Genomic DNA, 18,109 nt, shown 5'->3' on the forward strand with positions numbered 1-18,109 from the left:
GGAGGACGCGCTGCCATGCTGTCATTTCTTGAAATCAAACCTGACAAGCTGAATCGGATCGTCGGCACCTCAGGCGCCCAGATGCTGCTAGACGTCCGCTGCCGGCAGGGACGCAAGCTCAGTCAAGGCGTCTTCGCCTATCGCCTGTCGTTCGAGTTGCACCCATGAAGAACTCGCCCCCACGGATTGCGATCGTCTGGCGCGGCGACCGGCAAGCCCGGCGAGCGGCGACGCCACAGAACAACCGCTTCCACCGGATCTTCGAAGAACTCGCGGCAGTCGGCCTTGCGCCGGAGCCCGCCGTCTTCGACGAAGAATTCGCCGACGAGGTCCTCGAACAGCTCCTTGCGGTCGACGCCGTGCTTGTCTGGGTGAACCCGCTCGACGACGGAAAGACGAGAAAGATCCTCGATCCGCTTCTGCGACAGGTGGCGGAAGCCGGCCGATTTGTAAGTGCGCATCCGGACGTCATCCTCAAGATGGGCGTCAAGGAGGTGCTCTACGAGACCAGGCATATCGGCTGGGGCGTCGACACACGGCTCTATCGCACCGCGGCGGACTTCCGCCAGGCGTTCGTTCCAACGTTCCTAGCCGCCGGGCCGCGCGTGTTGAAGCGGAACCGCGGCAACGGCGGGCAAGGTATCTGGAAGGTCGAACTGGCGGGAGCGCCCGCCGGCGGTGCGACCTCGATCAGTGTGCTGGAAGCGAAATCAGGCAGTGTCCCTGAAGCCACCCACCTGTCCGACTTCATTTCCCGCTGCGAGAGCTACTTCACCGAAGGTGGCTGCATCGTCGATCAGCCGTTTCAGTCCCGTCTGCCCGAGGGCATGATCCGCTGCTACATGTCTGGAAGCAGGGTCGTGGGCTTCGGACAACAGTTGGTCAAGGCACTGGTGACGCCGCCGTCGGGATCTGGCCGGGAACCACTTCAGCCTGGTCCACGGATCATGCATCCGGCATCCGCAGAACCGTTCCATACTTTGAGGACAAGAATGGAAAGTGAGTGGACGCCGGAAATGATGTCGACGCTTGGGGTCGAAGCAACGTCGTTGCCGATCATCTGGGACGCCGATTTCCTCTACGGGCCACCCGACGCTGCAGGCAACGACACCTACGTTCTCTGCGAGATCAACGTCAGCTCCGTCTTCGCCATTCCTGACGAAGCCCCTGCGGAGATTGCGCGCGCGATGGCATCGCGGCTGCGCCAGTCCGCAGTGTAACTGTCGCCGGAGCATTGATCCCGGATATCAACTCATGTATAGCTTCTGAGGTACGTACATCATATCCATCGCTTGCGGACGGAGACGAGCGAGGTCAGAGTTCCAGACCTGCAGTTCGGCCATGCGATGAGAGGGTTTCGGGAGGGGATCATGACGGCCTTGCAACTCAATCCAGATTTTGCCATCGCGGATGAACAGTCGCTTCGGGCGCTGTTCGAGCCGACCCACGCTCTGGCAATCGTGAAGTGTCAGAATTCTCTTGGCGAGCACGCGCAGGAATTCATTCGGCGCTCGCCATTCTTCTGCATCGGCACGCAGAGTTCCGAGGGAAAGGCCGACGTCAGTCCTCGCGGCGACCCTCCGGGGTTCGTCAAGGTTCTTGACGAGCGCACCCTGGCGATCCCGGATCGACCCGGCAACAATCGTCTTGATACCTTAAGCAACATCATCGCCAACCCGAATGTCGGGCTCTTGTTTCTTGTCCCCGGTTTCGACGACACATTGCGCGTCAACGGGCGGGCAAGTCTGACCCATGATCCTCAACTGCTGACGAGCATGAGCGTCGCCGATCGTCTCCCGAAACTCGCGATCATCGTGACGGTAAGCGAAGTTTTCATGCATTGCGCCAAGGCCTTCAGACGGTCCCGCTTGTGGAGCCCGGACCATTTCCAGGACCGCACCGAGATGCCCTCGCTGATAAAGATCATTCTGGATGAGACGACAGGGGCGCCGAAGGACGGGGATGAAATGCGAAAGATGGACGAAGACCTGGAACAAGCCTACCGAAAGACACTCTACTAGCTGCCCGGCGCGGGCCGAAGCGGGGGCCGTGTCTCCGCTGCCGCAACTCGCCTGACCTTCGGACCGGCGCTACCCGCCCTTTCCGACTCGTTGTGCCTTTCGCAGAAGTCTCAGATCGCGGTCTGCATGAGATAAGGAGATTTTTCGACGGGAACCCGCGCGACGATCTTCATCACCAGCGTGGGAGCGACATCAGGAACGGAGCTCACTCGTCCGTCTTTGTAGAGCACCCGCAAGAGGCAGGTCTCGCTGTCATATTCAAGTTCGGCGATCGTCTTTGAATGGACCAGAAAGTGCATCTTCAGCTGCCTCCTGCGCTGCAGCATGATCAAGGTGAAAACGACCGACCGCCGCCCACCCTGGAGGGGCAATGCTTGATCGGCACGAAACTCTTTGCCACTTCGGCGGCCGGCGCTGTCCGAAACGCGATCCAAAAGACAACGCGTCCCGCCAAATCATCCCGGCGAAATCGTGAAGAAATCTAGTAAAATCCACCATCGAAATCGCGTGAAATCAGCGTGACACACGCACCGCGACTATACGTGACACGAGACCACCAGAATAAGATGTGCGTAGCCTCCAGCCTGTTGACGGACGTGGCATGAGCTCTGCGAGGCCCACCGCCGCGATCGTCGGCGGAAGGGGAGCATCAGAGCACGGTCTCCGACCGCTTGACTCCGGCACGCGCCCCCATGATCGTCTGCCGATGATCGTTCCGCGCATTCACACCCGCCTCTCGCTCGCCAGGGATCTCGACAGTCTCGGCATTCGCGCCGGCGACATGGTCATGGTCCACGCCGCGATGAAGCGGGTGGGGCGGCTGCTCAACGGGCCTGATGTACTGATCGAAGCGCTTCGCGATGCCGTGGGGCCTTCCGGCACCATCCTCGCCTACACCGACTGGAACGGCGCCTATGATGCGTTGCTGGATGAAAATGGTCGCGTCCCGCCGGAATGGCGCGCACATATCGCGCCGTTCGATCCGGCTGTTTCTCGCGCTGCCCGCGATAATGGCGTGCTCGCCGAATTCATTCGAACGACACCGGGGGCAAGGCGCAGCGGCAATCCGGGCGCCTCGGTCGCGGCGATCGGTGCGCGCGCCGATTGGCTCACCGCCGATCACCCGCTCGATTACGGCTATGGAGAGACATCGCCGCTCGGCAGGCTGGTGGCTGCAGGCGGCAAGGTTCTGATGGCCGGCGCCCCGCTCGACACCATGACCCTGCTCCACCATGCAGAACACCTGGCGCGAATTCCGAACAAGCGCCTGCGCCGCTACGAGGCGCCCTTTGTCACATCGGCCGGCGTGGTGTGGCGCATGCTGGAAGAGTTCGACACAAGCGACCCAGTCGTGCCGGGCCTCGACGACGATTATTTCGGCCGGATCGTGGGCGCGTTTCTCGCCAGCGGGCAGGGTGCGCAGGGCCTGGTCGGAGACGCAGGATCGGTCCTGGTCGACGCGGCCGCGATCTGCAGCTTCGCTGTCGCATGGCTGGAGCATCATGTTCGGCTTGAAGGCTGAGCGGCTAAGCCGATAAGCCGCGCGTCAAAGGGTGCTTCAGAACAGGCGGTCGACACATCGCGCGGTCTCCCACGTCTTGAGGAAATTTGCCTGCCTTGCAATCCAGCCGACAGTCTCGCTTCCCCATTCCTGGTCCCGGCGGGCATCTCGCCCATCAGCCGGATGTGGCGGACGATCGCAAAGCGAGGGGCGGCTTCGACATCGTCTGGCGTTCAGGGATTGACCCAGCGGGAGGAGGTCAGCGCGCCCAGATGGTCGTAGGCAAAGACTGCGCGTCGGTTGTCGGCGTGGCGCAGCTGGAACCAGTCCAGCGTCTCGGCCCGGAAGATCAGCACCCCGAAGAAGGCCCGTCCTTCGGCGTCTGCGACCGCTGCCTCGCTTGCCAGCGGCTCGCCGATGTCGTCGCCCGGCGGCCCGCCCATATAGGTACTGCGCGTCGATCGCGGCAGCAGGCTCCAGGCTTCAGTCGCGCATTCGCTGGCCGGTCCATGGAGCTCGGCCGATCCCTGCAGGCGAAGCTGCACTTTCGGCTGCGGGCCGAAGCCGAGGATGGTGACCAGAGGATTGACCGATATTTCCTGCCATTTCGGGCTTCTGACATCCGTATGGATTTCCAGGACGCGCCGCGCCACATCCACGCGCCGCAGCACGACCATGCGGGCTTGCGGCCGGCCGCCGGCGTCGACCGAACACAGGTTCAGGTAGCGGAAGGCCGACTGCGGATCGGCGGCAGCACCTTCCAGCTCGGCCCAGGCCGATGCATCGACCGCCTCGAGGGTCATTCTGTCGCCTCCGCCTCCGCCTTCTTTATCTCGCCGGCCTTGACGTTCCAGTTGAAGCACATCGCTGTTCTCCTTGGCGTTGAAAGCGATTCCGATCAGACGGACCGGGTAAGGCCGCCGTCGATCCTGAGGCTCTGGCCGGTGATATAGCCCGCCCCTTCGGAAACGAGGAAGGAAATTGTTGCGGCCACTTCGGCGCTGGTGCCGTAGCGCTTCATCGGCACGCTGTCGCGGCGCTCCTCCGTCGCCGGCAGGCTGTCGATCCAGCCTGGCAGCACGTTGTTGATGCGGATGCCGTCGCCCGCGTAGGTATCGGCATAAATTTTGGTGTAGGCGGCGAGCCCGGCGCGGAAGACGGCCGAGGTCGGGAACATCGCCGACGGTTCGGACACCCAGGCGGTGGAGATATTGACGATCGCGCCCGACTTCTGCGCCTGCATGATCGGCGTGACCAGCCGAACCGAACGGATGACGTTCATCAGATAGACGTCGAGGCCGGTATGCCACTGTTCGTCGGTGACCTCGGTGATCGGCGCACGCGGGCCGTGGCCGGCGCTGTTGACGAGCACGTCGACACGTCCCCATTTCTCCATCGTCGCGTCGACCAGGCGCTTCAGGTCGTCGTTGGACTGGTTCGAGCCGGTGACGCCGATGCCGCCCAGTTCGGCGGCAAGCGCCTCGCCCTTGCCAGACGAAGACAGGATGGCGACCTTGAAGCCATCGGCCGCCAGCCGCCTGGCGGCTTCCGCACCCATGCCGCTGCCGCCAGCCGTAATGATCGCCACCTTTTCTACTGCCATCGTCGCTATCCCTATTCGATATTGCACCCATTGCCGAGCTTTGATCCCTGGAATACCATGGGCTTTACGCAAGAGCGAACCAGTTTTCGTGAAATATCCCAGTAGAAAAACTATCGAATGTCCATGTCCATCGGCAATCTTCCCTCTCTCAACGGCCTCAAGGCCTTCGACGTGGCGGCGCGTCATCTGAACTTCCGGCTCGCGGCCGAAGAGCTCGGCGTCACCCAGGGAGCCGTCGCCCAGCACGTGCGCGGGCTTGAGGCGGAGCTCGGGGTGACGTTGTTCGAGCGCCTGCCGAAGTCATTGGCGCTGACGGGCGAGGGGCGAAGCTACGTCGCCGACGTCCGGCGCGCCTTCGAACTGCTTTCAAACGCGACGGCGAACCTGAAGCCCCAGCCGGTCAAACTGGTGGTCAGCACGACACCGACCTTCGCCTCGAGATGGCTGATCCCGCGTCTTCCTGATTTCACCTCGAGACATCCCGATCTCGATCTCCACATCCTGGCGACGGACCGCATTTCCAGCTTCCAGACAGACGGCGTCGATCTCGCCGTCCGATATGGCAGCCCTCCCTTCGGTCCAGGCCTCGCCGCCGAACTGCTGTTCGAGCAGGAGATCATCGCCATTTGCAATCCGAGCCTCGTCGCCGAGGGAGCCGAGCCCAACAACGCGGAAGAACTCTCGCACTACACGCTGCTTCACGATGCCCATAATTCCTGGCCCGAATATATCGATCGCTTCCTCGGCGGCGGTGATCCCACGCTGTTTCGGGGCATCAGCTTCTCACAGACATCGCACGCGATCGAAGCTGCAATCGCCGGACAGGGCATCGCCGTGGCGACCCGCGCTTTCGTCTCGACCGACATCGAGGCGGGCAGGCTGAGGCAGGTCTTCGACGGCGCCCTCAGGGCGCGGTCGCACTTCTATCTGGTGAAGCCGCGATATCGGAAGTCCGAAGCGGTGGACAAGCTTCAGGACTGGCTGCGGTCAAAGGTGCAGAGTTGATGGTCGGACAGCCATCGCTCAAGGAATGAACCAGCTGCGGCAGGTTTGCGCCCAGGAGCAGTCGTTGGGGCACTTCCGCCGGGGCCCCCGCTCGCCGCCCATCACCAGACGTTCAAGAACCGTCCGCTTTCCGTGGATACTCATTTCGTGTCGTCCACCTGGAAGCCGTCGGTCACAAAGAAGGATGACGGCTCGATGGAGGTGGAGATCGCCTGGACATTACCTCTTTACCACTTGTTGACTCACCCGCGGTTGAACAATAACTTACGAATTCAGTCGTTGGGCTTGTCCTCACATGGCGGATCACTCTCTTCAGCGTCGCCTTGCTGCCATCGTCGTTGCCGATGTGGTGGGATATTCACGCCTGATGGAGGCTGATGAAGCCGCAACGCTGGCGAACCTCAGGGAACTCCGTTCCGGCGTTATCGAGCCGGCTGTGATGCGCCACCACGGTCGCATCTTCAAGGTCATGGGCGACGGATTCCTAATCGAATTCGGTAGCGCAGTGGAGGCGGTCGCAGCAGCGTTGGAAATGCAACGGGCCGCCACCGCTGTTGAGGCTTCCGGAGACCGGCGCCTGCTTTTGCGTGTAGGCGTCAATCTGGGAGATGTCATTGACGACGGTTCAGACGTCCTCGGCGACGACGTCAATGTCGCTGCGCGCCTCCAGACGCAGGCCGCACCGGGAGGTATCTGCATTTCAGCCAATGTTCACGGCGAGATCGACGGCAAGATTAGCGACCGGTTCTTTGATGCAGGCGAACGCTACCTGAAGAACCTGACTCGCCCGGTCCACGTGTGGCATTGGCCGGATGCGCTGCAGAGCATATTGCCGCTGCCCGAATGTCCCTCGATCGCTGTATTGCCGTTCACGAATATGAGTGGGGATGAAGCGGACGCGCCTTTCGTCGACGGCTTGACCGAAGACCTGATCACCGACCTTTCCCGTACGGCTGGTCTGTTCGTCATCGCGCGCAATTCCGTGTACGTCTACAAGGGCAAGCCGGTCGACGTACGGCTGGTCGCCCAGGAACTCGGCGTCCGCTATGTCCTCGAGGGGAGCGCCAGACGCGCAATGGGCCGTGTCCGCATCAATGCCCAATTGGTCGACACGCTTGCCGGCCAGCACTTGTGGGCCGACCGGTTTGACAGGACGGTGGAAGATGTTTTCGAACTACAGGATGAAGTTAACGCCAAGATTGTTGAAGCCCTCGTCGGCCGGCTGACCATCCCGACGCCGCGCAATCGGCCGAAGAACTTTGAGGCGTACGATCTGTGTGTGCGCGCCCGCCTTCTGACGGAAGAGTCGCCGCAAACTGAGCGTGAGGCCTATATGCTGCTGCAACGCGCGGTTGAGCTCGAGCCATCATATGCCGAGGCGCTCGGTCTGCTCGCCTATAACCGTTGGCTTGCCTGGACTCATTTCGGCGAGCCCGAAGATCCTAACCGTCGGATGGCGGCGACGTTCGCGCAGAAGGCGGTCGACCTGGATCCCAACGATGCCGGCTGCCGTTACGTTCTGGGGACCATTTTGGCTTATGAGCGGCGATGGGAGGAATCAGAGGCCGCCTTCGCCAAGGCCCTGGAGCTGGACCCCAACCACGCCGACACCTGGGCCGCCATGTCGGACATGTCCGTGCTGGACGGCAGGGTTGCCGACGGACTGGCGCAAATCGAAAAAGCTCTGCGGCTCAATCCCTACCCAGCCTGCTGGTATCTTTGTCATCTTGGGCAGGCGCAATACGCCGCGCGTGACTATGAGGCGGCAGCCGCTACGCTCCGCAGGAAAGACACGTATCGTACCAACTCACGCAAATTCCTGGCTGCTACGCTTGCGCAGTTGGGCCACCGTGAGGAGGCGCGGCGAGAATCAGAATTGTTCCTGATCGCCCACCCTCATTTCACGATCGGCCATTGGCTCAGCTCCCAGCCGCTGCGCGATGCATCTGTACGAGACCACTTTGTCGACGGCTTCCGAAAGGCCGGCCTGCCGGAGATGTGACAGCGGGTGGGGACAATCGCGACGCGTTCGAGAACTTTATCGGCGGATATGCGCTGCGCGAGAGCGGCGGTCCGGATCGCAGTACCAAGCTTTCAGACGCTAAACAAAACGCGTCAATCAGCCCGAGTCTTGCATGACTTTTCCGTTGGACCGCCTTGCATCATAGTGGCGATGAGCCCGTAGCCCAGAATGAAGACAGGATGCTTTGCGAAACATTTAGGTAGCTTCGCGGAGACATGAAGGCGACGACGCTTACTTCCGCTATCGGCGGCGCACAGATGCCGTTACCTTGAAACCAGACGATGTCTGCTTTCCAGCAGGTGCAAGGTATGCTTCAACGGCCGAGGGCGCAAAGCAGCCTTATCCTTCGATAACGAAAGAAGTCCGCTTGGGCCAACAGGGGTCGGTGGCCCCTAAGCGCTGATGTCTCCGACAAGTTCCCATGTATCGACCTTCTCGGGCGTCCCATTATCTGCACCAGGCCAAGCGGGCGAAGGTCGAAGCGATCGCCGACTGCGCCGGCGCACCGCCCGCTGTGGGGCACTGTCTTCGTCTACCTCCGGGGCTGCTACTCCGATGCTCCGGCTGCTGAGCAGGCCTGAATTCAAAACAGCCGCTCGACACATCGCTCTGTCTCCCACGTCTTGAGGAAATTCGCTTCCCGGGCAATCCAGCCGACAGTCTCGCTTCCCCATTCCTGGGCCCGGCTGGCATATTCGCCCATCAGCCAGATGTGGCGGACGATCACGAAGCGGTGGGCGGCTTCGAAGTCGGCTGGCGTGATCGGCCGGACGGCCCGATAGGCATCGACGAAGGCGTCCCACATAGCGGTCGACCTCCGGCCGAAGGATGTTTGCGCCCACAAGAATACCGACAAGTCGTAGGCGAGGTATCCCGGACCGCCGTCATCGAAGTCGAAAAATACGGCTTCCCCGGCGTCGTTGATCCGTGCATTGAAGCCGTGACAGTCGCCATGGCAATAAGTCGACGTCAAATCGCCGAAGGCTTCGATCGCCTTTGCGGTCCGCGCCGCGATGTCTTCAAGATCGCTGCGGACCTCGGCGTCTTCGACGACGCCGCTGTCGCATATGCGGGCAAGCGGCCGATGCAGCAAGTGTTCGAGGTCAAGCCGATAGAGCGCTCCGTCCGGCTGGAATGTCTCGGCGGCGTCATGCATCAAAGCAAGGGTCTTGCCGTTGGCCCGTGCATCGCCGGCATCCGCCGTATCCGGCTTGCGGCCCTCGATCGCCCGGAAGAGCACGGCCTGGCGCACGCCCTCCGGCGCATCTCCCTCAACGAACAAGCTGCCCTCGCGTGTCGGGATGGGTGCTGCGACGGGAACGCCCGATTGCGCAAGATGCGTCAGGAAAGCTGTTTCGGTCCTGACGTCGGCCGGACCCCGGGCGCGGCGATGGGACAGCCGGAATACATAACGCTCGCCGTTGCTCCCGAGTGCAAGATACACATCATTCAGGCCGCGTTGAAGCAACCGGCAGGAAACCGGCCCGGCAAGCGGATAATGCCGATCGATGAACTGTTCGATGGCCGCAATCTGCGGGGTCGAATAGAGCGGATTAAAGTCGAGCATGGGCGCTGTACCATCGGGCTTTGCTGGCAGGCTGCTTCCGCGGTGAAAAGACCATGAAGGCGGTGGCGGCCGCAGGCACGTGCGATTGCAATAGGCTGCTGATTGGATAAGCTGAATGGAGCTATTAATAAAACCAAGAGATGAAAAACAAAATGCAGGCTTCGCGATTTTTGAAAGAAAACTCTATTTCGATTTCTGTGCTTTCCATCATTTTCGGTCTGTCCGGATGTGTCACCACTGAAAACGGTGTCGCTATTTCTGCGGATCACAGTCGGGCTCTGAGTGGAGAGCGGACAAAGATGGGCCAGTCCTACAATTTGAATGAAGACTGCACGGCTGCAACAATCGCCAATATAAAATTGGTAGAAGCCCCGGCGCATGGCTCGGTTGAATTCGTCAAGGAGAATATTTATTCAAATTACAAGGATGGCATCCGCATTAAATGCAATTCGAGGAAATCTCTCGGCGTGTCGGAATACTATACTTCCAACAGCGGCTATTCTGGACGTGACATGTACAAGGTGAGGGTGTCCTACGGGGAGGGGACCATCAAGGACGTCACCGTCAACATCAATGTGATCAAGAACTAAGCTAAGGCCAGCGATATCGATCGCGTCGATCATCGGCAAAGCCTGGGCCAGTTCCGTCGTCAGTGGAACGGGCGACTGGATCCATGCGACCATTCGTGTCGCCTGCAAGCACCTGGGCGAACCTCCGTCGGCCATTGGGGCTATACCGCTAGCGGCGATCAGTCCGTCTTCGGCTGCCCGGGAAGCTGGCCGTAAGCCGTCAGGATGGCCCTGATGAGGCCCGGGAAGCGTTCGTCCAGCTCGGTGCAGCGCGTTTGATTGCGCATCTCCACACCCTGGCGCTCGCTCATGATCAGCCCGGACTCACGCAGCACCTTGAAATGGTTGGACAGCGACGACTTTGGAATGACGCGGTCGCCGAGATCGGCAAGCGCAGAGCACGTTCCGCCACTGCTGGCGCCGGCAAGCTTTGCATAAATGGCAACGCGCTCCGGATCGGACAGCGCATAGAGGATCGCCTCGGGCTTGATGTCCGCAACGCCGGGATTGCTCGCGGCGGCCATTATCCGCCGAGTAAACCTAAGCGGGCGCTCCGGCGGAGCCGGGCACTTCGCCAAACCTGTTGGGGTTCTTCGAGCCAGGAGTGAGGATGATTGCAAGATGGACCGCCAGCAGAAAGATGCCCATGAGAATTGTCGCTGTCAGGGAGCCAACTGCCTCGTAATAGCCGTAGACCAAGTGAATCACGAAGACTGAAGGGGTCCACCAGCCGCTCTGATCGAAGTCATGCAGTCGCCTCACCATCAGGCAAAGGCTGGCGATGATAGCCAGCACATAGGTTAGGGCGATTAACCCCTGAACCATTGAAAACGCCGACCGAGTTCCGGCCAGCGTCAGTAGGCGAGTGAGCGCGAATACCGCGGCCGCGGCGATAGCGATGACTGCCACGTTGAACAGGAAATAGCGAAGACGACCAAGCCTACCCTGTAACGAGAATGTTTTGAGCATTGTACCCCTTGCAACAGATCGAGAAAAACACTCTCGCGCTTATAGTTAGACGGTTGCATTGAAGCAGCATCAAACGGCGATTGAAAGACTAGCACAGGATCTGTTTTTGGCGAGAAAAGGCTCTCACGCATCGCGAAGGAACCAAGACATCACGGCGGACGTCGTCACCTCTAAGGAGGTCGGTAAACGCGGCGACCTGGTGAGGATCGGTCCCTCTCTGCAGGCTCACGAGAGAGTGGATCTTGAATCAGCCTCGATCTGCGCCGTCGCTTCACAATCAATTCATCGATTGCAGGATCTGCTCTAGGCGAACCTCCGCCGGTAGCGGCCATTGGGGCTATGCTGCTCTAGCGGCGCGATCAGTTCGCCTTCGGCTGCCCGGGAAGCTGGCCGTAAGCCGTCAGGATGGCCCTGATCAGGCCCGGGAAGCGTTCGTCCAGCTCGGTGCAGCGCGTTTGATTGCGCATCTCCACACCCTGGCGCTCGCTCATGATCAGCCCGGACTCGCGCAGCACCTTGAAATGGTTGGACAACGACGACTTTGGAATGACGCGGTTGCCGAGATCGGCAAGCGCAGAGCACGTCCCGCCACCGCCGGCGCCGGCAAGCTTTGCAAAAATGGCAACGCGCTCCGGATCGGACAGCGCATAGAGGATCGCCTCGGGTTTGATGTCCTCCAGGGCTGGGTGAAAGAGCGGTCTCATGAATTTTATATAGCGTCCCTTGACATTGAGATCAACAGTTCCGAATTTCGGAACTATGGAACAAGCCAATCAATCCGACGGCTATCCAGATCGGAAGGAACGAGAAATGGCTAAGCTTACAGGAAAAGTCGCTGTCGTAACGGGCGCCTCCAAAGGCATTGGCGCTGCGATTGCCAAGGCACTCGCAGCAGAGGGTGCAAAAGTGGTGGTCAACTACGCTTCGAGCAAGGCGGGAGCGGACGCTGTGGTTGCGGCGATCGGCGCGGCCGGTGGCAAAGCCATCGCGGTGCAGGGCGATGTTTCGAAGGCCGCTGAGGCACAGGGACTGGTCGATGCTGCGGTCAGGGAGTTCGGCAAGCTCGACGTGCTGGTCAACAACTCAGGTGTCTATGAATTCGCGCCGATCGGTGAGGTGACCGAGGAGCAATATCGCCGCATCTTCGACGTGAATGTTCTCGGTGTTCTCCTGACCACCCAGGCAGCGGTCAAGCATCTCGGCGAGGGCGGCAGCATCATCAACATCTCGTCGGTGGTCACCAGTCTGGCGCCGCCAGACTCCGCCGTCTATACCGGCACGAAGGGAGCCGTCGAGGGCATCAACAGCGTGCTTGCCAAGGAACTCGGCCCGCGCAAGATCCGCGTCAACGCCATCCTGCCGGGGATGGTCGAAACCGAGGGCACGCACACGGCCGGCGTCATCGGCTCGGATTTCGAACAGACAATCGCCGCCCAGACGCCGCTCGGCCGCATCGGCCAGCCGGACGATATCGCCGGTGTCGCCGTCTTCCTCGCTTCCGACGATGCCCGCTGGCTGACCGGCGAACGATTGGCCGCCAGCGGCGGTTTTCGCTGAAGCGCGTCGCGATCTTTCAGATTGGCTTGTCGCGCTTTAGGTCTTTGGTTTTGCGCATGTCGCGCAAAACCGCTGCACAGTTTTGCGCGACATGCTTTAGTAGGGCGAGACGCACGCCCGCCGCGGACCGTGATAGGGCTGGAACGTGTTGTCGTAAGCCCTGTAGGACCGGTAGCGCGAATAGCACCAGCTCGTATGCCCGTTGCCGCCATTATAGACCTGACGGTAATAGCGCGGCGCATAGTAGCGCGGACGGTAAATGGTCGAGCCGTAGTAGCGCGGCGGACCGTAATAGGGCGATCCGTAGTAGCCTTGATCGTAGTAGCCCTGACCGTAATAGCTTCGGCCATAATACGGCTGCGCCAGCATTCCGCCGATGATTGCGCCGGTCGCGAGCCCGCCGAGACCCCAAGCCCAATTGTCGTTGTGGTATCCACCGCCGCGATAGCCTCGATAGCCGCCTCGGTATCCACCTCGATAGCCGCCTCGGTATCCTCCTCGGTATCCACCGCCGCGGTAATGTCTGTACTGGACCGGCTGCGCCTCCGGGGCTTCGATCTTCGGCATGGCAACGGTGGGAAACGCCATGGCCGGCGGGACGCTCGTCAGCGCCGTCACCAGCGACAGGATAACGATTGCTAACCTTTTCATTGGCTCATCTTTCCTTCGTAAGCGCTGCGCGTCGAAGTCGGCGCGCAAGGACATTTCAGCCCTCTAGGTAAACTGATCGACTATACTCTAAAATCGACTTTCATTCGAGGAATTATGCAGGAAGGATTTTCTTCGACGGCGGGGCTCCCGGCGAAAGCACGCGCCCACCCTCCGTCATCTCATGTAAGCCGCGAATTAGGCATGACGCGCAATGACATGATCAGGTTTATCGTCTGGGAGTGGATGGAGAAGAACGCCTATCTGCCGGTGCATGAGCTCGATGAATATGGCGATGTTGATGGAAGCGCATGAGGCCACTACCACTTCACACTGAATCCGACCTTGGCGCCGATGGCGCTACTGTCCCCGAAGTCTTTGAGACTGGTGCGGGCAAAGGCTTCACCGTGGGCCGCATAACGCTCATCAGACCAAGTGAGTGATCCGCCCACGCCCAGACCGCCCCAGAGGGCCTGGTTCTCACTGACGACGCTGGTCCCCGAGACATCGACATCCGAGCCGTCAAGGAAGTCGTAATAGAGATTGGCGATGCCGTAGAGCGTCGAGCGGCTGGTCTTTCCGGAGGCATCCTTCCACTCGCTGTCAAAATCGGCCGAGATGCCGAGGCGGCCGGTCAGGCTGTCACCGTCGTCAAGCGAGACATCGGCGCCATAGGCATCGGTGAAACTGTCGAAGCGCACTGAGGAATAGGCGAGCTGTGCCTGCGGCGTCAGCGACCATTGGCCTGTCAGGTCGATCTTCTGTCCGGCTTCGATGCTGAGCCCATAACCGAAGCCGTCATTGCCGTCGGCAAGCGAAGTTTGAAGTGTCGAGGAATTGAGGTCGCTGTCATACCAAGTGACGGCAGCCTGCGTATCGACGTAGAAGCCGCTCTTGCCGTACCAGGTCAAGGTGCCGTCGAAGCCATAGCCCGTGGTGTCGATGTCGCCCTTACCGAAGCGCGAGGAGATGTCGGCCGAAGCGGTGTTCATATGAAAGTTGATCCCGCCGATCAGAGCACCGGCCTCGCTTTCGCGCAGCATTCCGTCGACACCCGCCTGCAGCGTCCAACTGCTGACCTCATAGTCGGTGCCGGTGGTCGAGCTTTCCGGCTCGAAGTGCGAACGGACACCGCCGATGCGGGTCTGGATCCCGGTGGCTGCGGTGTTGCCGTCCTGGTCTGCGGATTGATCACCGTCGAGCATCCGCCCACCGGTGCGCTGGCGCAGCGTGCCGAACTGGTTGAGGCTTTGCAGCACGCCGGCATAGGACTCGTAGACCGGCACACCGGGCGCATAGATCGGCCCGATCGCGACGCCTGCGGCATCGAGTTCGGTCGAACGCAGATACCAGTCGCCATCGGCAGGCGTGCTGACGCCGCCCTGGTAGAGGCGGTAGGCATATGCGCCGCCAACCACGGCCTGATCTCCCTCGAACACATAGTCGCCGAGCAGCGAGAAGTTGCCGGCGGATATGCCGCCGACATCGATGATCTTGATGCCCTCGACCGTCTGCGCGCCGCCGCCGCCGAGGTTGACGACCATTACGTTGGTCGTACCTGCCGTATTGCCCGTCACCACCAGGCGGTCGGATGGCGACGCATCGCCGCCGAGGACCGTTTCGATCTCGAGTGTTCCACCAGACCCGGTATAGTTGCCTGCGATCGTCAGCGTGCCGATCGAATTGCCGGGCGCCACCACGCCGGCATTGGTCACATCGCCGAAGATCGTGCCGGTGCCGCCGAGAATGCCGGCGCCCGATGTCGTGACCGGGCTGGTGATCGAACCATTGACGGCAAGCCGGCCACCGCTCACCGTCGTCGCGCCGGTATAGGTGTTGACGCCCGACAGCGTCTGATTGCCGCCAGTAACGGTCAGTCCGCCCGTGCCGCCGATGACGCCCGCGAAAGTGTCGTTGGCATTGGCGATCGTCAGAGTTTGGGCTCCGAGTAGGACGCTGCCGCTGCCCGCCAGGCTCTGGATGGTTGGGGTCGTGGCGGCCGAAACATCGAAGATGCCATCCGCGACAACCCGGCCGGAACTGGCAATGGCGCCGGCGCCGGTAAGGGCCAGGCTGCTGCCGAAGTCGATCTGGGTCTCTCCGGTATAGATGCTGTTCGCCAGGAGGCTGAAGACACCGCCGCCGGTGACGGTCAGGCCACCAACGCCTGAAAAGCCCGACGTTGCGTCGGTTCCCACGGCAAAACCGGCAGTATCGATCGTCAGCCCGCCGGCGAGAAGGTTGAGCTCGGTGCCGGTAAAGCCGTTGATGAAGGTTGCGTTAGCGGCCGTCGCGCGCAGAATGCCGTCGTCGAAATTGGCCTGGCTGGCGCCCGCACCGCCCCGCAAGGTCTGCGCCTGCAGAGTGCCGCCACTGCTGATGTTGACAGTACCTGAAGACGTGACGCCGGAACCCAGGATCACGGTGATTAAATTGACTTGACCGCCATTCTCAATGTTGATTGTGCCGGCGCCGAGAAATCCGACAGCTGAATTTATGACCGTGGTTGCATTCCACAGCGATCCCGCACCGGTAACGGTGACGACGCCGGCGGCTCCGGCTACTACCCCAAGGCGCACTTGTCCGGTGCTTGTCAGGGTGCTGCCATTCTGGATCGTCAGAAGCCCAGGTACCGTCGCGTTTGCGCCAACTTGTGTTGATCCCACCGAGACATTGACCGGCCCAGTCACACCAAGGACGACCGGCCTGTTGCCCGGTGCACCCGGCGTACTGATGTTAACGGTTGTACCAGCACCGGGGACGACGCCTCCCGACCAGTTGCTCCCGTCTGTCCAGTCACTGCTCGTCAATCCGCGCCAGTCAGCGGCTTGGGACGCCCCTGCGAAGATCGCCATCAACGCCGCCGCAGAGACGCCCGCCAGCAGCCCGCGCAGATTGAAGGATGGCGCGCCGATCTTGTTGATGGCTCGCAACGTATCGCCGCCCATGATCGTCCCCGGAATCAATAAAGAGAACAGTACGGTAGGTGAGCCACAGAAGGGTGACAACCTACCGGTTCAACCAAATGCTCCTAAAGCTTGAACAATTCCTTGCCGACTTCAGGCAAGTTGTAGGGTCTTCAAAGCCAGCCAGAGGCTTCAAAAACATCCGCCAAAGCGGACCATGAAGGTTGCGGCGCTGAGCGGCGGTCATGCGCCCCCAACCCAGTCATTGGCGTTTGCGCTAACGGAATCGAAAGCTCCCGCAAAATGGAGGGAACAAGGATGACAGGTCCGGATCAAGTTGTCTGACTGATCGCGTCTGCGGCTCGTAAGAGAGAGCCGCCCGCGATGACCCGCATGTCTCTTGCGCTACTGGGCAAGATAACCGCCGTCGATGTTCAACTCGACGCCGGTTACGTAGCTTGCCTCCTCGGAAGCCAGATACAGGCAGCCATAGGCGATCTCGATCGACCTGCCACCGCGCTTCATCGGTGTTGCCGCGATGACAGCTTCATTGAGCTCTGGCGCCTGTGCATCCGTCAGCGGCGTGTGTACGAAGCCCGGATGCACGGAGTTGACCCGGATCCCGTCGGATACGTACGTCATCGCCGCGTTTTTCGACATGTTGCGGACTGCACCTTTGGCGGCATGGTAGGAATGCGCACCCGCAACCGCCGCACTGCCCCAGATCGAGGAGATGTTGACGATCGAACCCGCTTGCTGCTTGCGCATGACGCGAATTGCTTCCCGCATGCCGAGGAAGACACCAGTCTGGTCGACGGCGATCATCTTCAGCCAGTCCTTCATCTCCAGCCTGTCGAGCGGCTCGTAGGCGATGATGCCGGCATTGTTTACAAGCACGTCAAGTCGGCCATGTTTCCTGACGATCGCGGCAACGACCGTTGCCCATTGCTCTTCGCTGGTCACATCAAGCGTCATTGCTTCGACGGCGTCGGGATATGGTCTTTCGGACGGCTTGATGTCGCCGGCGATGACGATGGCGCCCTCGCTATTGAACAGATCCGCGACTGCGAAACCGATACCACCTGCGGCTCCTGTGACCAATGCAACCTTGCCCTCGAGTCTCATCTTGCAGCTCCTTCCTGGCTTGATGGTGTCGCGTGCAGAAGCGGCGCCTGCGGCGCGGCGTGTTCTTCCCCGAGCAATCCCGCGATGGCCCTCGTTCGCCGACGTCCAGTCTTGGGAAGTGTGCTAGTCGCCAGCCGGCGCGAGGATCTGCATTCGCATCACCTTCACTCCGCCATCGGCAAGTTCGGGCAGCTTGGCAAACCACTCCTTCACATACGGCATGGCGTTATGAGCCTCAAAGTCGGCTTCGTTGGCGAATATCTCGTAGAAGATGAAGTGTCCGGGGGTCTCGCGGTTCTCCTGAAGAAAATAGACGAGGTTTGCGGGATCGCTGCGGACAAGGTCAATGAGAGGAAGCGTGACGGCCCGTAGTTCGGCCTCCTTGCCCGGTTTGGCACGGACCTCGGCAACAACCGAATAGGCTCCACTTGCAATTTTGGCATAGCCCTGGCCCGGGCCTTCCTGAGCGAGCGCGTCCGCTTGGAGAACGGATCCCGCGAACAGGCCCCCGAGCAGAATAGCCGAAGCTTGCAGCCGCAGCGTTGTGATCATGTCGTTTCTCCTTATCTTGCCAAGCGCGGTAAGATGGCCCGCTGGCCAAATCCGGGTGCCGGC

General features: G+C 60.9%; 19 protein-coding genes and 1 pseudogene. 9 read left to right on the plus strand and 11 right to left on the minus strand.

Annotated elements, in window-relative coordinates; translation table 11 throughout:
- Nucleotides 1-15 precede the first annotated feature (15 nt).
- The 3 genes from RL_RS39820 to RL_RS06150 all read left to right on the plus strand — a co-directional run bounded on the left by RL_RS39820 (nt 16) and on the right by RL_RS06150 (nt 2,021).
- Nucleotides 16-168, plus strand: coding sequence for a hypothetical protein (locus tag RL_RS39820; protein WP_155251678.1), 153 nt, complete (start codon nt 16-18; stop codon nt 166-168).
- Nucleotides 165-1,220, plus strand: a complete 1,056-nt coding sequence (locus tag RL_RS06145) for a Cj0069 family protein (protein WP_011650906.1) — start codon at nt 165-167, stop codon at nt 1,218-1,220. Before RL_RS39820 ends, RL_RS06145 begins: the two co-directional genes overlap by 4 nt.
- Nucleotides 1,221-1,370: 150 nt before the next feature.
- Complete coding sequence (locus tag RL_RS06150) at nt 1,371-2,021, plus strand: pyridoxamine 5'-phosphate oxidase family protein (RefSeq protein ID WP_041936216.1); 651 nt, start codon at nt 1,371-1,373, stop codon at nt 2,019-2,021.
- Nucleotides 2,022-2,131: 110 nt separating this feature from the next.
- Here the strand turns inward: RL_RS06150 and RL_RS06155 are convergent, their stop codons facing one another.
- Nucleotides 2,132-2,320: a hypothetical protein gene (locus RL_RS06155; RefSeq protein WP_028742892.1), complete on the minus strand. Its 189-nt coding sequence runs from the start codon at nt 2,318-2,320 to the stop codon at nt 2,132-2,134.
- A 407-nt stretch (nt 2,321-2,727) separates the two neighbouring features.
- Between RL_RS06155 and aac(3) the strand changes: the two genes are divergently transcribed.
- On the plus strand, nt 2,728-3,543 hold the full coding sequence (gene aac(3) / locus RL_RS06160; RefSeq protein ID WP_011650909.1) for an aminoglycoside 3-N-acetyltransferase: 816 nt from the start codon (nt 2,728-2,730) through the stop codon (nt 3,541-3,543).
- A 212-nt stretch (nt 3,544-3,755) separates the two neighbouring features.
- Here aac(3) and RL_RS06165 read toward each other — a convergent pair whose 3' ends face one another.
- A complete protein-coding gene (locus tag RL_RS06165; RefSeq protein WP_011650910.1) occupies nt 3,756-4,325 on the minus strand; it encodes a pyridoxamine 5'-phosphate oxidase family protein in 570 nt (189 codons plus the stop codon).
- 95 nt (nt 4,326-4,420) lie between these two features.
- On the minus strand, nt 4,421-5,125 hold the full coding sequence (locus RL_RS06170; protein ID WP_011650911.1) for an SDR family oxidoreductase: 705 nt from the start codon (nt 5,123-5,125) through the stop codon (nt 4,421-4,423).
- A gap of 117 nt (nt 5,126-5,242) precedes the next feature.
- Here RL_RS06170 and RL_RS06175 point away from each other — a divergent pair, with 117 nt between their 5' ends.
- Nucleotides 5,243-6,130, plus strand: a complete 888-nt coding sequence (locus tag RL_RS06175; RefSeq protein WP_011650912.1) for a LysR substrate-binding domain-containing protein — start codon at nt 5,243-5,245, stop codon at nt 6,128-6,130.
- A 295-nt stretch (nt 6,131-6,425) separates the two neighbouring features.
- The gene (locus RL_RS06180; RefSeq protein ID WP_011650913.1) at nt 6,426-8,132 is read left to right on the plus strand and encodes an adenylate/guanylate cyclase domain-containing protein; all 1,707 of its coding nucleotides are present in this window, start codon (nt 6,426-6,428) and stop codon (nt 8,130-8,132) included.
- Between the two features lie 604 nt (nt 8,133-8,736).
- Here RL_RS06180 and RL_RS06185 read toward each other — a convergent pair.
- Nucleotides 8,737-9,720, minus strand: coding sequence for a phosphotransferase enzyme family protein (locus tag RL_RS06185; protein ID WP_011650914.1), 984 nt, complete (start codon nt 9,718-9,720; stop codon nt 8,737-8,739).
- Between the two features lie 152 nt (nt 9,721-9,872).
- Between RL_RS06185 and RL_RS06190 the strand changes: the two genes are divergently transcribed.
- Entirely contained in the window at nt 9,873-10,310 is a 438-nt protein-coding gene (locus RL_RS06190) for a hypothetical protein (RefSeq protein ID WP_244432375.1), read from the plus strand.
- A gap of 158 nt (nt 10,311-10,468) precedes the next feature.
- Here the strand turns inward: RL_RS06190 and RL_RS06195 are convergent, their stop codons facing one another.
- From RL_RS06195 to RL_RS06205, 3 genes are all read right to left on the minus strand, one after another.
- The gene (locus tag RL_RS06195) at nt 10,469-10,813 is read right to left on the minus strand and encodes an ArsR/SmtB family transcription factor (RefSeq protein WP_011650916.1); all 345 of its coding nucleotides are present in this window, start codon (nt 10,811-10,813) and stop codon (nt 10,469-10,471) included.
- A 16-nt stretch (nt 10,814-10,829) separates the two neighbouring features.
- The gene (locus tag RL_RS06200; RefSeq protein ID WP_011650917.1) at nt 10,830-11,258 is read right to left on the minus strand and encodes a DUF805 domain-containing protein; all 429 of its coding nucleotides are present in this window, start codon (nt 11,256-11,258) and stop codon (nt 10,830-10,832) included.
- Nucleotides 11,259-11,617: 359 nt separating this feature from the next.
- On the minus strand, nt 11,618-11,962 hold the full coding sequence (locus tag RL_RS06205; RefSeq protein WP_011650918.1) for an ArsR/SmtB family transcription factor: 345 nt from the start codon (nt 11,960-11,962) through the stop codon (nt 11,618-11,620).
- Between the two features lie 106 nt (nt 11,963-12,068).
- On the opposite strand from RL_RS06205, the gene RL_RS06210 reads away from it, so the two are divergent.
- Nucleotides 12,069-12,815, plus strand: a complete 747-nt coding sequence (locus tag RL_RS06210) for a glucose 1-dehydrogenase (protein WP_011650919.1) — start codon at nt 12,069-12,071, stop codon at nt 12,813-12,815.
- Between the two features lie 96 nt (nt 12,816-12,911).
- Here the strand turns inward: RL_RS06210 and RL_RS06215 are convergent, their stop codons facing one another.
- Nucleotides 12,912-13,466, minus strand: coding sequence for a BA14K family protein (locus tag RL_RS06215; protein WP_011650920.1), 555 nt, complete (start codon nt 13,464-13,466; stop codon nt 12,912-12,914).
- A 183-nt stretch (nt 13,467-13,649) separates the two neighbouring features.
- Here RL_RS06215 and RL_RS06220 point away from each other — a divergent pair.
- Nucleotides 13,650-13,778, plus strand: a pseudogene (locus RL_RS06220) (CopG family transcriptional regulator); the annotation flags it as partial.
- Between the two features lie 5 nt (nt 13,779-13,783).
- Here the strand turns inward: RL_RS06220 and RL_RS06225 are convergent.
- From RL_RS06225 to RL_RS06235, 3 genes are all read right to left on the minus strand, one after another.
- Complete coding sequence (locus RL_RS06225) at nt 13,784-16,411, minus strand: autotransporter outer membrane beta-barrel domain-containing protein (protein WP_244432355.1); 2,628 nt, start codon at nt 16,409-16,411, stop codon at nt 13,784-13,786.
- Nucleotides 16,412-16,774: 363 nt separating this feature from the next.
- Nucleotides 16,775-17,494, minus strand: coding sequence for an SDR family NAD(P)-dependent oxidoreductase (locus tag RL_RS06230; protein WP_011650922.1), 720 nt, complete (start codon nt 17,492-17,494; stop codon nt 16,775-16,777).
- Between the two features lie 123 nt (nt 17,495-17,617).
- Nucleotides 17,618-18,046 (minus strand): putative quinol monooxygenase, encoded by a 429-nt coding sequence (locus RL_RS06235; protein WP_011650923.1) that lies wholly within the window; start codon nt 18,044-18,046, stop codon nt 17,618-17,620.
- Between the last annotated feature and the right edge of the window lie 63 nt (nt 18,047-18,109).

Origin of the sequence: Rhizobium johnstonii 3841 (assembly GCF_000009265.1) — a bacterium.
Lineage (GTDB): Bacteria > Pseudomonadota > Alphaproteobacteria > Rhizobiales > Rhizobiaceae > Rhizobium > Rhizobium acaciae.